The organism is Candidatus Curculioniphilus buchneri endosymbiont of Curculio glandium, from assembly GCF_964275155.1.
Lineage (GTDB): Bacteria > Pseudomonadota > Gammaproteobacteria > Enterobacterales > Enterobacteriaceae > Curculioniphilus > Curculioniphilus buchneri.
On sequence record NZ_OZ193413.1, the window covers coordinates 24,002 to 40,933 of the forward strand.

Annotated in this window: 7 protein-coding genes and 1 other RNA gene; 4 read left to right on the forward strand and 4 right to left on the reverse strand. The window is 26.6% G+C overall.

The genetic code is table 11. The annotated features are described in order from the left end of the window. Positions 1-6: 6 nt before the first annotated feature. Both lgt and rppH read right to left on the reverse strand, forming a co-directional pair. Complete coding sequence (gene lgt / locus ACICP0_RS00065; RefSeq protein WP_395479939.1) at positions 7-879, reverse strand: prolipoprotein diacylglyceryl transferase; 873 nt, start codon at positions 877-879, stop codon at positions 7-9. 956 nt (positions 880-1,835) lie between these two features. Next, positions 1,836-2,369 (reverse strand): RNA pyrophosphohydrolase, encoded by a 534-nt coding sequence (rppH, locus tag ACICP0_RS00070; protein WP_395479940.1) that lies wholly within the window; start codon positions 2,367-2,369, stop codon positions 1,836-1,838. A gap of 520 nt (positions 2,370-2,889) precedes the next feature. On the opposite strand from rppH, the gene mutH reads away from it, so the two are divergent. Beyond that, positions 2,890-3,588, forward strand: a complete 699-nt coding sequence (gene mutH / locus ACICP0_RS00075) for a DNA mismatch repair endonuclease MutH (protein ID WP_395480269.1) — start codon at positions 2,890-2,892, stop codon at positions 3,586-3,588. A 3,000-nt stretch (positions 3,589-6,588) separates the two neighbouring features. Continuing rightward, positions 6,589-8,133, forward strand: a complete 1,545-nt coding sequence (gene murJ, locus ACICP0_RS00080; protein ID WP_395479941.1) for a murein biosynthesis integral membrane protein MurJ — start codon at positions 6,589-6,591, stop codon at positions 8,131-8,133. A 66-nt stretch (positions 8,134-8,199) separates the two neighbouring features. Here the strand turns inward: murJ and argS are convergent, their stop codons facing one another. Next, positions 8,200-9,936 carry an arginine--tRNA ligase gene (gene argS, locus ACICP0_RS00085; protein WP_395479942.1) on the reverse strand — a complete coding sequence of 579 codons (1,737 nt, stop codon included), beginning with the start codon at positions 9,934-9,936 and terminating at the stop codon, positions 8,200-8,202. Positions 9,937-12,607: 2,671 nt separating this feature from the next. Here argS and hha point away from each other — a divergent pair. Continuing rightward, positions 12,608-12,811 carry a hemolysin expression modulator Hha gene (gene hha / locus ACICP0_RS00090; protein WP_395479943.1) on the forward strand — a complete coding sequence of 68 codons (204 nt, stop codon included), beginning with the start codon at positions 12,608-12,610 and terminating at the stop codon, positions 12,809-12,811. A 249-nt stretch (positions 12,812-13,060) separates the two neighbouring features. Here hha and ffs read toward each other — a convergent pair. Continuing rightward, positions 13,061-13,158, reverse strand: an RNA gene (gene ffs / locus ACICP0_RS00095) — signal recognition particle sRNA small type. A gap of 1,283 nt (positions 13,159-14,441) precedes the next feature. On the opposite strand from ffs, the gene tssI reads away from it, so the two are divergent. Further along, positions 14,442-16,907 carry a type VI secretion system tip protein TssI/VgrG gene (gene tssI, locus ACICP0_RS00100; RefSeq protein WP_395479944.1) on the forward strand — a complete coding sequence of 822 codons (2,466 nt, stop codon included), beginning with the start codon at positions 14,442-14,444 and terminating at the stop codon, positions 16,905-16,907. The last annotated feature ends 25 nt before the right edge of the window (positions 16,908-16,932 follow it).

Here is a 16,932-nt window from a genome sequence, read left to right on the forward strand (position 1 = left end):
ACCTTTTTAGTATAGACGATAATTATATGCTCGTACTATTATAATAGTGCCAAAAAAAATCATTGGTAGAGATAAGATCTGCCCCATGCTCATTATACCAAAGAATAAACCTAATTGAGAATCTGGTTGTCGAAAAAATTCTATTAGAAAACGTAGTATTCCATAAGAAATTAAAAATAAACCAGACACACTACCAATTGGTCTAGATTTACGAATATATAAGTTAATAATAATAAATAATATTACTCCTTCACATAATAGTTCGTATAATTGCGAAGGATGTCGAGGCAAGACACCATAGCGATCAAACAAGAATTGCCATTCTTGACGAGATGATAATAACATCAGGTCATCGTTTCTTGAACCAGGAAATAACATTGCCCAAGGTGTATGGATAGTTACTCGTCCCCATAATTCTCCATTTATAAAATTTCCTAATCGACCTATGCCTAGACCAAATGGTGCTGTTGGTGCAATAAAATCAGCTACTTGGAAAAATTGGCGTTTATTATAATGAGAAAACCACAACATGGCGATAATAACGCCTATTAAACCGCCATGGAATGACATTCCGCCATTCCAAACTTTAAATAAATATAGCGCATCATCAATCCACTGTAATGGATTGTAAAAAAGAACGTATCCAATACGTCCTCCTAAAAATAATCCTAAGAAACTAGCGTATAGTAGATTTTCCACTTCTTTTTTCTTCCAATAGCCAGTTGTAACATTTTTAGCACGCTGGACTGCTAACCACATAGCAAAACTAAATCCTACAAGATACATTAAACCATACCAGTGTAATGAAATTGGCCCTATAGAAAAAAATATTGGATTAAATTGAGGAAAAATTAAATAATGAACATTCTTATTTATCATTTTAGTATTTATATTTTAATTAATCATTATAGTTAATAACTATTAATTTGGAATAAATTTATTTATTTCATATACTAATAGTGTTGAATAAGTAAATATTTTAGCTTGAACGATGAAGAGAAAGTCATACTCATTTTCCATTTAAATTTAAATATATTATTTATTTTCAATATCTTACTATACTAATTTTCTATTTTCATAGAGTTACATATATATTATGTATCTTAGAATTTTCCATGTAAAAATATGACTTGAATTGTCATTTCAATTTATTTATAAGAGTTATATTTTAAAATATAACTAAATCTCTTATCTTTTTACTGTATATCGGATTATAAGAATGAGATCGAGATATTGAAATCACACTTTTTCATGATTTAACAATATTGTAGCGTATATAATAATTAAGCTCGTAGAACATCACATGTTAAACTTCCAAATAATTTGTATTACAATTCAGCATGATGTCTTTGATAATCATCAAAATGATCTTCTTTCATATTATAATAATATGAGAAATATGAACAATAGATGACATCAATAAGTCGAATAAATTACAATACAGATTATTTTTTATAAATTTGGTACAATTAATGATTCTTACTAGATTGTAACATCAATGCGTTAGTGAGTCATAAGCACATAATTTACGCATACTTAAGTATAAAATACGCGGTAATATCACACCTTTTTCATATATTAGAACTTTTAATTTAAGTTAAAGATGAATATTTAGAAAACATAAAGAGATTGAGTGATGATTTCTAATTAATGTTTATTTTGATAATGTGACTTATTTCAAATAGGCGTTATTTCCATCAAATAGAGAAAAAAGATAATTTCTATTAAATCAATATACTGAATAAACGTCAAAATTTTTCACTTAATTAAACATTATAGCAGTTATTATTTAATATTATTCTACTTAAAATTTAAGTTAACATTTACCCATTATTTTAAAAATGGATTCTTTTTCGTCTATAAGAAAGAGATAAAAATGGTGTTTTATTTTTCCTATGAAGCATTATTATATTAGAAAATTCTTTCATTACTCGACGATAAACATCTCTTTTAAAGGAAACGACTTGACGAATAGGATACCAAAAACTAACCCAACGCCAATCGTCGAATTCAGGAATTATTCCACATTGCATTTTTATCTCCATATCTGGACACATAATTTGTAGTAAAAACCATTTTTGTTTCTGACCAATACAAATTGGATTAGTGTCCCAACGTACTAACTGTTTTGGAAGTTTATAACGCAACCAATTATGTGTCGAAGCTAGAATACATACATTGCTACAATTTAAACCAAGTTCTTCGAATAATTCTCGATACATTGCTTCTTCTGCGGTTTCACCAAATTTAATACCTCCTTGAGGAAATTGCCAAAAATGCTGTCCATATCTCTTAGCCCACAGCACTTGTTGTTCAAAATTACAGATAACAATACCAACATTTTGACGATAACCATCATTATCAATCACTGAACCACCTTGAATATATAAGATAATAATATATTTGATAGTTTTTATATATGTTTATGCATAGTAATTTACTATAGTTACAATATGTATGATAAATAATATTATACATATTTTTCTTGGAAGCAAAGTCAATACATGGCTTTTAAAAATGCGTATATTCAATACTGTGTCCTATAGAAAATTACAGATTTTTTAAATAAATATTTAAAATTAAGTAAAAACATACATTGCATAATGAGATACATTATCTAATACAGATAAATAGACAGATAAATAGAATACCAATAATTCATTGAAATAAATAGATAAAGACCATATAAATACAACTTATTCTATAATATAAACGTAGAATTATTGAAAATAACAATGTATATCTAGAAATAATGATAGATCATTTAAAAAAGAAGAAAATTACAGATCATTGTACTGAAAGAAATAAGTATTATAACATTGTTATTTTACAGTAATGTTATGGACATTCAATATGTCCTCTTCATTTCCAAAAATATGGAAATTTATTATGTATATTCCTCACACCTCTTCCTTTTCAGTATACTCACCTTCCTGTGAGCACGAGTTATTACGCCTCGCTAATGCATTATCAGGCTATACTTTAGGAGAACTCTCTGCTAATGTTGGTTTAATTCCTCCTAATAAACTAAAATATAATAAGGGTTGGATTGGTACGTTGCTGGAACGATGCTTAGGTGCAAGTGCCGGTAATAAACCTGAAAAAGATTTCGCTGCTATTGGTGTGGAACTAAAAACCATTCCTGTAAAATATAACAGTAGACGACCTTTAGAAAGCACTTTTGTTTGCGTTGCTCCTTTAATTGGTAATACCGGTATTACATGGAAAAATAGTTATGTTTGTTACAAATTAGAAAAGGTACTTTGGATTCCAATTGAAGGTCAGAACAATATTCCGTTGATTGTCCGTCGTGTTGGTATTCCGTTACTTTGGAGTCCAAATGAAGATGAAGAACAACAATTGCGTTGTGATTGGGAAGAATTAATGAATTTCATTGTCTTAGGAAAAGTAGAACATATCACTGCTTGCTATGGAGAAGTACTTCAATTACGTCCCAAGGCTACAAATGGACGCGCACTAACTGTTGCTATTGGTGAATTTGGTCAAACAATTTTAACATTGCCACGAGGATTTTACTTAAAAAAACACTTCACTGCCAAACTTTTGGAACGCTGTTCCTTATCATAAAACTATATTTTTGAAAAAATCATAATATTAATCTAATTTAATGGATATTATTTAGTAGTGTTTTAACTAATATATAATTAATTGATCCATTAACTAATGGTTTTTTAAGATAAAAGAAAAACATAATTTTAATATAGAAATATTCAATTTATCTATTGATTATCAGTATGTTAATTAAACAACATCTTACTCAATTTTAGATGTAATTATGGTATTTTTTCGAACTATGCTTAAATAAAATATTTTTATTAATGTCATTTTACTTTCTATAAAAGTATATTTTAAATTGCATTATAAATATTTATAACAATTAACTCAGTTAATTTAATGATATTATTCCAATATAAATAACGAAATATTATTCTATTATCGCACTATTGTATTAATTTATTCATACTGAAATTAGTATCGTAATTTAAAGAGTGATATTAATTAATGATATCGCATTCAATATTAATTATTGAACAATTAATTTTTTTAAAAAATTTAATAGATTATTAGATAATCCATCAAATAACATTGATAAATTAATGGTATTCTATTTTCAGCATTGAATACCAATAAACTTATTTTATATTTAAGATAATATTACAATTAACGCGAAGATAATACTATTTATCGTATTAGTAAAACAATATTAAATCTAATAAGATTAGTATCTTTTTGTTAGAAGTTTTTCAAAAAAATTATTACATAAACATTATACAAATAAATATGTTTTCAATATTTACATATGTTATTTAAAATTAATTTATATATAAGTATTATACTGTAATAATAATATTTTAATTTGAATATAAAATCTTTTTAATAAAAAACCACATATAATTAATATTATATCATATATGAAAATACTTTCGTAAAATCAGATCATGCTATAACCATGTTATATATTTATTTAACATATTAAGCCCGATTTTTTATTGAAAATGTATAAATTTACAGTTATTTAAACTAGCAATAACAAAAAACTAATATCAATTGATAACTGTAAAAAACAGACATAAAATATCAGTATGAAATTCTATAATACCATACTATGGTATTAATATTATACTATAACGTTTCTTATTGTAACCATATAATAAATATTATTTAATCTACTTACATCAAATAATCAATAAATTTAATAGATACTTATAAAAGTAATAATGTATTGATAGCAATATGATTGAATTGATGTTGTAAAATAGATAATAATCTACGATTACTTAAATTACAGTTTTTCTATGTAAATTATATCATATCAAATGTTTGATGCATGATAATATGTTCATAAGGTAAATTATCTTAAATTAAAAAACATAAAAATATCTATTAAAAAACAATGTAATATTTACTATCGTCACGTCCTAATCCATTATTCAACTATCATGTGATATAATAATATATTACACCATAATAATGGTGCAATATTTATTGAAAAAATTTTTAAAAACATAGAGTACATTTGTAATTATATTATAATTACCTATTAAAATAATATTAGATAATTATAAAGCTAAATTTCATAGAAAGAATAGAAATCGTTACGGTTTTATCTATAGTTTGATGGTAAACCAATTTGGTTATAATCAGCTTAGTGATACGGTCAACAATTCATTTTTTAATTAAAAACTTTTTATTATTGTCAAAATGTAAAAATTATAACAAGTATTCGTCATGATATATCAATGTAATTGATTCATATAAATATAAACACATTGATATTTCAGTACTTTCAGTACATTATATGCATTTTAAACTAAAAAGACAATAATATATAGGATATTGATTATTTTCTACAATATAATATTATATTATAATTGCATTTTTTAACGAATAAATGTATATACAAATTTTTTAAAAACCTCATATATTTCTCTATATATGAGAAATAGAAACATTCTATTAGATTGAGACTCTTATAAAATATAAATTACATACAATATATTAATATAATTCTAATTTATATAAACCATAAAGATAAAAACATTCCACTACACACTGTTAAATTTATTCTATTGTCCTAGACATAGAAAAATAGTATATATACGTATATGTTACCTTAAACATTATTCAATAATGTTTAATTAAGTTAATAAATTTCATTTATGATTTTTAAAATAATAGTTTCCATTATACAAAATATTTAAAAATTTTTGTTCAAAAATTTTTAAATATCATATGTTAATCTTTGTCATATTATTCTTTTTTTATCTAAGATAAATAATCCATTCTTATGAAAGACAATGTTGTGGTTATAAAAAATCGATAATCAAACTGATATCTATTACGTAAAATACATTATTTTATTAATGCACATTGTTTATACTTTTTACTATAAACAACAATAACCATAAGCTACTTGTGCAACACATGCAGAAAGATACAAAACTAATAGAATGTATTTTCTATTAATATCAAATTGGAATCCAATTCCGATACTATTGATGAAATACTTTTATCCGAAGTACACATAAATTATGTAATAAAATTATATGTAATATCTATAATTTTAATTTTTAAAGATTAAATAAAAAATTAAATAATAATACGTCCGAAAAATTTTTATTTGTTTTGATAAATATTATCCAAATACTTCAAAGTGAATCACTTCATTACAGGCAATTTAATTAATAAAAATTAAAATTTAACGCAAAAAATCTGATTTATATTCAAATGTGCTTAATAAATTTCATCTTAGCAAGAACTACTTCCACTAAAGTACTTTAAATGTGTCATTCTATTTCAAAGTACAGAAAATTATTTTATTTCTTATTATACCAGTAAAGAATAAATCTGATACACTGTAAATGAAGCATGGATTTCTGATCATAGAATTTCATCAGCTATTAAACAATAGAATACACAACAATAAACAACATAGACAATTTTTATCAAAAATTGGTAGATTTTCTTGGTAAAAATATAGTGAAGTAAAAATAAAACATTCAAATATTTTAACATGTTACATTTATTTTTACTGATATCAATTCAGTAAAATAGAAAACTTATGCCATGAATTTATTAAAATCACTGATAGCAATTAGTTCCATGACTTTCATTTCTCGTATATTAGGTTTTATTCGAGATACTGTTATTGCTCGAGTATTTGGTGCAGGAATGGCAACAGATGCCTTTTTTATAGCGTTTAAATTACCTAATCTATTAAGGCGTATCTTTGCCGAAGGTGCTTTCTCACAGATTTTTATATCCGTCTTAGTAGGATATAAAAATGAACAGGGTGATACAGAAACACGGAACTTCATTGCTTATATTGCTGGCATTCTTACACTAATTCTAACATTGATAACCGTCTTTGGCATGTTAACTGCACCTTGGATAATTTTCATTACTGCGCCAGGATTTTCTGATACACCTGAAAAATCTGCCTTAACAACAGCACTGTTACGCATAACATTCCCTTATATACTGCTTATATCCCTTACGTCCTTAATAGGAATAATACTAAATACTTGGAATTGTTTTTCAGTGCCAGCTTTTACCCCCACGTTACTAAATATTAGTATAATATGTTTTTCATTATTAGCAACACCCCTATTTAATCCACCAATTATGACGTTGGCTTGGGCTGTAATAGTAGGTGGTATTTTGCAACTAAGCTATCAATTACCACATCTTAAAAAGATTGGCATGATGGTTATGCCGAAACTTCGATTTCATAATTCTGATGTCTGGCGGGTGCTTCGTCTAATGGGACCAGCAATGCTAGGCGTATCAGTCAGTCAAATATCATTATTGATCAATAATATTTTACTATCTTACTTAGTTTCTGGCTCAGTATCCTGGATATATTATGCTGATAGACTCATGGAATTTCCTTCTAGTATTCTAGGTGTTGCTCTAGGAACTATTTTAATGCCATCACTTTCACGTACTTTTTCAAACGGTGATCACGATGAATATTCTCGTGTATTAGACTGGGGTTTACGGTTATGTTTTATCTTAGCACTTCCAAGTGCTATTGCACTTGGAATTTTATCTCATCCGTTAACTGTAGTGCTTTTTCAATACGGCAAGTTTACTTCATTTGATGTAATGATGACCCAACAAGCATTAATGGGTTATTCTATAGGTTTAATTGGCATGATTTTAGTAAAAGTATTAGCTTCAGGTTTTTACTCTCGTCAAGATATTAAAACACCAATGTATATTGCTATAGTTACATTGATCGTTACACAAATCATGAACTTACTTTTTATTGATTTACTAAAACATGCGGGGCTTTCTTTATCTATCGGACTGGCTGCCTGTTTAAATGCTGGATTACTTTACTGGCAGTTGTGTCGACAAAAGCTATTTCAACCTCAACCAGGATGGTTTAGATTTTTATGGAAATTAATTATGGCAGTATTTATTATGGCAATAACACTAATTTATTGTCTCACGATCATGCCGGATTGGACACAGGGAACGATGCTTTATCGTCTTACACGTTTAATAGGTCTAGTAACTTTAGGTGTAATCACTTATTTTTCTACTTTATGGTTGTTAACCGGATGTAAGTTACGAGACATTCTAAATTCCACTCAAATACCCTAAAAATATTATTTTTTTATAATCTAATAATTTTATCAAGCTTCTATTCTAACTTAATTTTTTCAGGCATTACATTCGTTCTACTGTCTCAATACCCAGAAGATATAAACCTTGTTTTAAAGTTCGTGCAGTTAGTAAAGCTAGTTGAAGACGACTTTGTCGTTTTATTGAACTATTGGCATACAGTATAGGACAATGTTGATAAAAATTAGAAAATAATACAGTTAAATCATATAAATATGCACATAATATGTGTGGAGTTCCATCACGTGCTACTGTCATTATGGTCTCTTCTAATTGCAACAAGCATACTGCCAATTTAATTTCTTGTTCTGCTTCTAAAGTCATACTTCCAATAAGTTTAGATTCACTATCTTGTTCGCTATGTTTGAACACTGAGATAATTCGGGCATACGCATATTGCATATATGGAGCAGTATTTCCTTCTAAACTTAACATATTATTCCAATCAAATATATAATCAGTAGTTCTATTTTTAGATAAATCAGCATATTTTATCGCACCAATTCCAATTACACGTGCTAATGTTTCTAGTTCAGTAATATCTATGTCAGGATTTTTCTTAACTATCAAATGGCGTGCGTGTTCCAATGCTCTATCTAACAACATTGTAAGCTTAATAGTACCTCCATCTCGAGTTTTAAATGGTTTAGCATTTTTATCTAACATCATACCAAATATATGATGCTCTAATGGTACTGATTCAGGTACATATCCAGCTTTTCGTACAATCATTGAAACTTGTTTTAAATGCTGAGATTGTCGTGAATCAACATAGTAAAGAATCCGATCTGCTTTTAATGTTTCATAGCGATATTTAGCGCAAGCAATATCAGTGGTTATATAAGGATAAGCACCATCTTTTTTTTGAATAATTACTCCCATCGGTTTATTATCTTTATTTTTAAATGTGTCTAAAAAAACGACAGTGGCACCTTCACTTTCTACAGCTAATCCTCTTTTTTTTAGATCTGATACGATGTCTGCCAACATATTGTTATATAAACTTTCACCCATGATATCTTGATAAGTTAATGTAATATTTAACCTATCATAAATTTTTTGGTTTTTCGCCATAGTAAGATCTACTAATTTATGCCACATTTGAAGACAAAAAACATCACCACTCTGTAATTTAACAACATAACTGCGAGCACGTTCAGCAAATACTGAATCTTCATCATATTTTTTTTTAGCTGAAGAGTATAATTTTTCTAGACAACAGATTTGCATCATTACATTGTTTTTATTTTTTATTGTTTCCCAATAAGCAATCAGAATTCCAAATTGTGTGCCCCAATCGCCAATATGGTTAGCTCGAATAACACGATGACCTAAAAATGACAATGTCCGTACTGAAACATCGCCAATAATAGTGGAACGCATGTGGCCAACGTGCATTTCTTTAGCAACGTTCGGAGAAGAATAATCTACAACAATGGTTTGAGAAGGAACCACGGTTGTTATCCCTAATCGTGGAGAAGATATTGCATCAATCAGGTGTGTGATTAACCATGTTGGATCAAGAAAAATATTGATAAAACCGGGAGTTACAATATCAATTTTGTAGGCGATATTATTTAAATCAAGACAATTTATAACTTTTTTTGCAAATTGGTACGATGGTATGTTCAGTTGTTTAGCTATGGCCATGACGCCGTTAACTTGGTAATCACCAAATTGTACTTTCGCTGACTTTTTAACCTGTGCTTTACAATGAATAGGTGCACCTGCAGTGATTAAAGCTTGATATATTTTATTTGATAGAAACTTATGAATATTCACTGATATACCTTAATTATATGAATCTGAAGGAATACAGTACTTGGTATTTTTGATAATCTGATTTTTTCATTTTTAATAAAAACATCATCTTATAAAAAAACATTTTTGAACATTAAAACATAATATACGATCAGTCTAATTACTTCTAATATTGATATAATTAGTAAATAATTACTCTATTACTATAATTGATATACCTATTTAACATTTGTTAAATAAATTAAATTGCATCCTGACATCAGCAAAAATATATTGAAAAAATGACAATATTGAGAATATATATTAATATTTTTATGTTGTGGCGCTCTCATAAAATGCTAGTTTTTTATTATGAAATGCATTCATGATGAATTATCATCAATTATATTCATTTTTTATTTACGTTTTGTGTAAAAAATGGGCACTTTAGTAAAGTCAATATTTATTTTATTGCCACTATTGCTAAAATTGTTAGCAGTTTAATGCTAATGTATTAAAATTAATAGAATTAATTCAGTGTACTTAACAATATCAAAAAAAAGCACATTTAGAATTTTTAAAATAAGAAATTTTATCAAAATTTTTGAACTTTATTAAAATATAACTTTGAAAATTGTATTTTCACTATTTCTTATATTATTTTCAAAATAGTATTATAGTGAAATAGTAATGGGTTTTTTTATCACTACAAGTAAAAGGTATCAAAGAATCAAAGTATTATTGTAATAATGTAAATTGTTTAAAAACGTTATAGTTAATCGGATGCTGATTTCTTGAAATAAATTTAAAATAAGTTACAATTTACGCCTAGATAATATATAAAACGTTTTCTTTTTTAAAGAGAACAGGTTAATGATATTAAATCACAATTTTCTGATTTTTTAACTTGAAATATTATTAGCTGACTTATAATCACAATAAGGTAACTTTTCTTCTATATTGATGTATTTTAGTATTTTGCCTATTGATTTGATTATAATATCCTATTATATATTTATATATATTTTAATAAGACTAAAGTGCTTAATTTTTTAAATATATTTATTATAAATAATGTCATGAATGTATATAAATATGCTTTGCATATAGCAAACAGAATCATTCATGAAAACATGATGTTATCTATATCTAAAATAGTTTCGCATAAAAGCTATAAAATTTAATTATTTATTAAATTGAGGTTAGTCAAGCATAACTTTCTACTAAGAAATCAGCAAGTTTCAATACAATCAATTGGTTGGGTTAAAATTTTTAGATTAATCATTCAAGTGACACACAATGTTATTTTTATTAACTTATTGAAATATATGATATAAGTAGAGTTGATAGCCTTATTATACTAAGACCAAATTCATTTAATTTTTTAATGAAAATATTGAATGAATAATCTATAATTTGAGTTTATTGTAAGATCATATCACTTTTAATAATATTTAATTAAATATTTACTATGTTAGTATAATTGTTAATCTATTTATTCTATAAATAATAGTAGATCGTTCATGTTTATCGGTCGATATAATATGTTCAATATATTATATTATAACGATCAATTTATAATTTGAAATTATTTTATATATTTTAATATCTCTAGAGCAGAAATATTGTCTCTGTATCATATTAAAGATATTTAAATTACATTATATAACTTTAATTTAAACTATTCTTACAATATAGATATTAATCTAAAATTATGCAACTCGCACCTATTACTTGACTTAATCTCTTTAAGTGCATCTTGAATAAAATAACACGGAAGAATAATATTTATATACATTTAAAAAATGTCATGCCTATCAAAAGAATTGTAACGTTTGAAAATATTTTGTTGTTTATCGATCAATGGAATTGATGAATTAATAATATGTAAAAATCTAAAAATATTAATAAATAAGCATGATTTTTTTAATGATATTAAATTTTATTAAAGTATATATAAGTCACATGTCCATGTATAGATTGTTAATAATATCAATAAATGCATATTTGCAATACATGCATTCATCTAATATAATCAAAGAGAGATAATATAATTCTATTTGTTTAAATAATTTACAAGTATGATAATATACATTAAAATATTTTAGACATAAAATAGAATCTTATTCTAATTTTTAGCATGGACTAATACTCTAAAAATACTTAAAATTAAAAAGGCAGTCAACTGACTACTATTTATTCCATCATTAATATACAATATTATATTGTAATATAATTTACTAATCTGAAGATATTCAGATTTTAATTTTTAAAATATATACTCTTAGCATAGAGAGTTCTTCTAAGTAAGCCACAAACTTAACGATAAACTATTGTTTACAGTATGTGTGCTATGAAAACATAATTTTGATTTGATATTGCGAAGAATTAAATTCTTGTGTAGGATATACCATGATAATTTTTAATTAGTTTGACTAATTACTATTATAATATAGCATATTATGATTCATGTTAAATTATTATTCTATATTTAAATGAAGTGGTTAATAACATGTTAGCAAAATTACTAATCTTAAATTGCAATATTAAAATGTAGTTAATCTTACTGATTAAAGTAAACATTGATAATATCATTTATTTTCAGTCTTTATGAAATAGATATTTATTAAAAATACTTTATAATTAGAATGTTAAAAAATTTAAACAACACAAGCATGTTCCCGCTTATCCATCTGATTACAAAAAGGTTATAATGACAAAGATAGATTATCTAATGCGTTTAAGAAAATGTAAAAAGTTAGAAACGCTTGAACGTGTAATTGAAAAAAAAATATATGAATTACCTGATGATGAGTTAGAAAGATTCAATTCTGCTGCTGATCATCGTTTAGCAGAATTAACAATGAATAAGTTGTATGATAAAGTGCCCATTTTTGTCTGGAAGTATATACGTTAAATTTTAATTTTCATTAAATTTTTTCGACAGCAAAACTAACCGAATCAGTTTAATTACTGATACTAATTTAAAATCAATCAATTTTTATTTTTATTTCGACACGTCTCTATTCAACAATTGAAAGGATCAATATCATCATGATGAAATTGATTGATGATTGAAAATCGACCAATCAAATTAAAAGAAACGGTCTCGATTTAAAAAATATATTCTAAATTATATTCTAAATGTCAATGGGTTGAAGGAAGTCTCGACAAACGACATCTCAGCACACATTACGCTTGCTACGGCTGCTTCCTTCCGGACCTGACCGAGTTCACAAGATTCAAGTTGAAAGAGCACTCATAGAGACTTCCATTGAAGCGCTGAATTTAATACTGATTATACAAATTATACACCATAGTTTCGTTAAGTCAATACTACTTGATTATTATAGTGTTAATCTATTCTCTCTATAGAGGATATTTTAAGCTTAAAACAGATAATGATTCCCAAAATCAAGAAAGATTATGTCTCTAAATTAGTAATGGACAATTATTTTTTTACTATCATTATTTGATTCTATATTGGAATACCAAAAACAGTTTAGTTACTACTAAACGATGGTTTTAGTTTAAAATGAATCAAAAGTCAACTAGTTTTCATCTCTATGAATTAATCATATAATTATGATGTAATCGAAAATATTGCTTTTTTAGCATATATTTTTTTACAGATGTAACTATTTAATCGAAATAGTACATGACTAATTAACTTAAATATTCTGTAAGTTATTTAAGAGACTTTTTACCATAAAATATCTAAGATTAACAATAATTCAATATAAAAAAATAATTCTTTTTATTAAAAACTTATAATGTTTATTTATTAAAATAATAAAATAAGTAATTCTCTAACAATTTAAATAAATACATATCTTTTAACTTCTATAAAAAGGACTATTAATGTATCATATGATAATTAGAAAATTATATTATATATGATTGTTTAAAAAATAATATTCTATATCACTATGGTATCGGTAAAATATTTATTTTTCTATTTTTATTAAACTTTTTCTCTATATTTAATTTTTAAAAATTTAATATAATTTTTATAATAAATATAAAAATTCTAATATTACTAATTAGTAATAAAACAGATATAATTTATATAATGTTATAAAAATATCAATATTCTATTATCAGAATATTGATTTAATGCATTGGTTCAATAATATATACATGCAATATCATTAATTAAAATCATACATGTTAAAAACACTAACATAAAATAAATAATATTATTTTATTAAAATTATTTATTAACGCAGAATTTCTATTCTTATTTTGCATATATTATAAAAATTTTAAATTTTTCATAAAAATTTCTATCCATTAAATAATTATTAAATAATATTCGATTAAATATATAGCGATTACTTTGTACCATCATTTTTCAAGTAACTGTGAAAAATGTCATAAGCAATAATCAAATTATTTTAACATGGACTTATTGATGATATAGCATCAGGTAATCACCTGATAGATATAATATTCCTTATATTTTACTTTAAGTTATTCCATCTGAATATACCATATTCAATTCCCTAACTGTTAATAGGGTATTATTTTCACGGATTCAGTGCAATATGAACAACAGAGATATTCATCGCATAACTATTAATGGTAAAATTGAATCAGATCTCATTTTTTTACAATTGGTTGGTGAAGAAAATTTATCTACTCTTTATCAATTTACGATAGAGTGTCTAAGTACAAGAGATGATAAAGATTTGGAAACATTAGCCGGATTAGATATTTCTCTAGAAATACCGTTAAAAACGGGGACGCATCGTTATTTACACGGTTATATTACTCAAGCTGAGTATTCTGGTAATAATCCATGGAAAACACAATATTATCAATATCGTTTTTTAGTAAAACCAGCATTGTGGTATTTAACTTTAAACAAAGATTGCCGGACTTGGCAAGGATTAACTGCTCCGGATATTGTAATTGCTTTATTAAATAAACACCACATTCAATATGAAAATAATTTAACTCATAGCTATCATCCTTATGAATATTGTGTGCAATATCAGGAAAGTACTTTTTCTTTTATTAGTCGACTTATTGAACATGAAGGTATCTATTATTTTTTTAAACATATGGCGCACGGCCATATTATGGTGTTATCTGATGCACCTGAAACTCATCAAGCTATTTCTGGATATGAAAAAATACATTTTCAAAAATCACGTTTCGGATTAATAGATTCAGATGAAGGAGTGCAAAATTGGTCTGTTTCCCATACTGTAACGTCTAACTTATGTATTTTAGACGATTATGATTTTCGGCGTCCACGGGCATGTTTGTTAGAAGCTTGTACTCATCCAACAGAACCGATTGCTCGGAATGCAGAAATCTTCGATTGGCCTAGCGGTTACAATAACAATGTTCATGGACAATTCTTAGCACGAATCCGCCAGGAAACCCTGGCATCTAATCAACATAAAATTAATGGATTAAGCACTTCTCGTGGAATGTCGCCTGGACATATCTTCTCTTTAATTAATGGGCCATCAATTTCAAAAAAACAAAATTTTTTAGTAATTGGTATGCGTTATTTCATTAATAATCTCTTATATTTAGATCCTAATAATATCAATGGATTATTAGAAAACAATACTAGAGCTGGATTTAGCGCAAAATTTAAAGCAACATTTGCTAATAGAGCATGGAGGCCCATACGTATTACTCCAAAACCTAAAATATTGGGACCTCAAACTGCAGAAGTCACAGGTCCGAAAGGTAAAAACATTTGGACTGATAAATATGGTCGTGTAAAACTTAAGTTTCGTTGGGATAGACATGGTAGCTCAGGAAACGATACTGGTTCTTGTTGGGTGCGTGTGTCCACTAATTGGGCAGGTTGGAAATATGGCAGCATACAAGTTCCACGAATTGGTGAGGAAGTTATCGTTGATTTTATCAATGGAGATCCAGATCGCCCGATTGTTATCGGGCGGGTTTATAACGAAAATGCCTTACCACCTTGGGAATTACCAGCGCATGCTACTCGAATGGGCATTATGAGCTGCAGTCAAAGTAACTTAGAAAACTCTAACTATTTGTTTTTAGAAGATTCTAAAGGATATGAGACTCTTTCTATACATGCCGCAAAAGATATGGTCGTTGCAGTAGAAAACAATTTCCAAAGTATTATTAACGGCAATTTTATGAAAAAAATTGTTGGCCGATCAGATTATACTTATCTTGGACCTTGTAGTACTCAAAAATTTTATTTGGATCATCAAACTTTAAAAAAAGGTAAAATAAGCATTGTGAATGGTGGCCGTGTTGATATCATCAATGGAGGTATTCATCAAAACGTAACTGGTAGTATTGAATATATTACCGATGAAAATTTAGAATTGTGCGCTGTAAAAAGTCTTATCCAAAACGCTAAACATAATTTAATTTTTAATGCTGGTAAGCGTATCATTTATGGCGATGGCATATGCTATACCAAAGAGTTGCAATCACAACATATAAATTCAGCATTACAACAATATCAATTAGAAAAAAACTCTGATTGTTATAATTTACTGACATTCAATCAATTTCGTCCAACCCGTGTCCTTTATACTCATGGTAAACATACTAAAATCAACGGCAATGATATCTTATATGTCAAGCATAACCAAAAGCAACATATTGACGGAAATTTCAATCAAAAAATAAAAGGAAAGAGCGATGAGTATTGCAGTGGTCATAGAACTATACAATCTAATTCTGATACTGACTTAAAAACCGGTGGCAAAATGCAACTTTGTGCTCATTCTTTGAGATGTAATGTTCAAGGTACGGCTGAAGTCCATGCTTCAACTAATGTAATAATAGCTGGAACAACAGAAAATATAGATGGCGTAAATATTGCTATATCACAAACTGCTATACATACTCGCAATATGATGATGTCAAGCTATATGATAGACATGGCTAATATTGGCTTACGCTTAGAAACTGTTGGAGTAAATATTAAATCAGGACAACTTGACATACATACATCACTACTCAGTCTACATACTAGTGCATTAACAATCTTTATTTAAAAATATTTCATGGCATACATACTAA

Excerpts from the sequence above, each read along its gene's own strand:
- lgt (WP_395479939.1), bottom strand. The coding sequence starts at position 879 with ATGATAAATAAGAATGTTCATTATTTAATTTTTCCTCAATTTAATCCA.
- mutH (WP_395480269.1), top strand. The coding sequence starts at position 2,890 with ATGTATATTCCTCACACCTCTTCCTTTTCAGTATACTCACCTTCCTGT.
- murJ (WP_395479941.1), top strand. The coding sequence starts at position 6,589 with ATGAATTTATTAAAATCACTGATAGCAATTAGTTCCATGACTTTCATT.
- hha (WP_395479943.1), top strand. The coding sequence starts at position 12,608 with ATGACAAAGATAGATTATCTAATGCGTTTAAGAAAATGTAAAAAGTTA.
- tssI (WP_395479944.1), top strand. The coding sequence starts at position 14,442 with ATGAACAACAGAGATATTCATCGCATAACTATTAATGGTAAAATTGAA.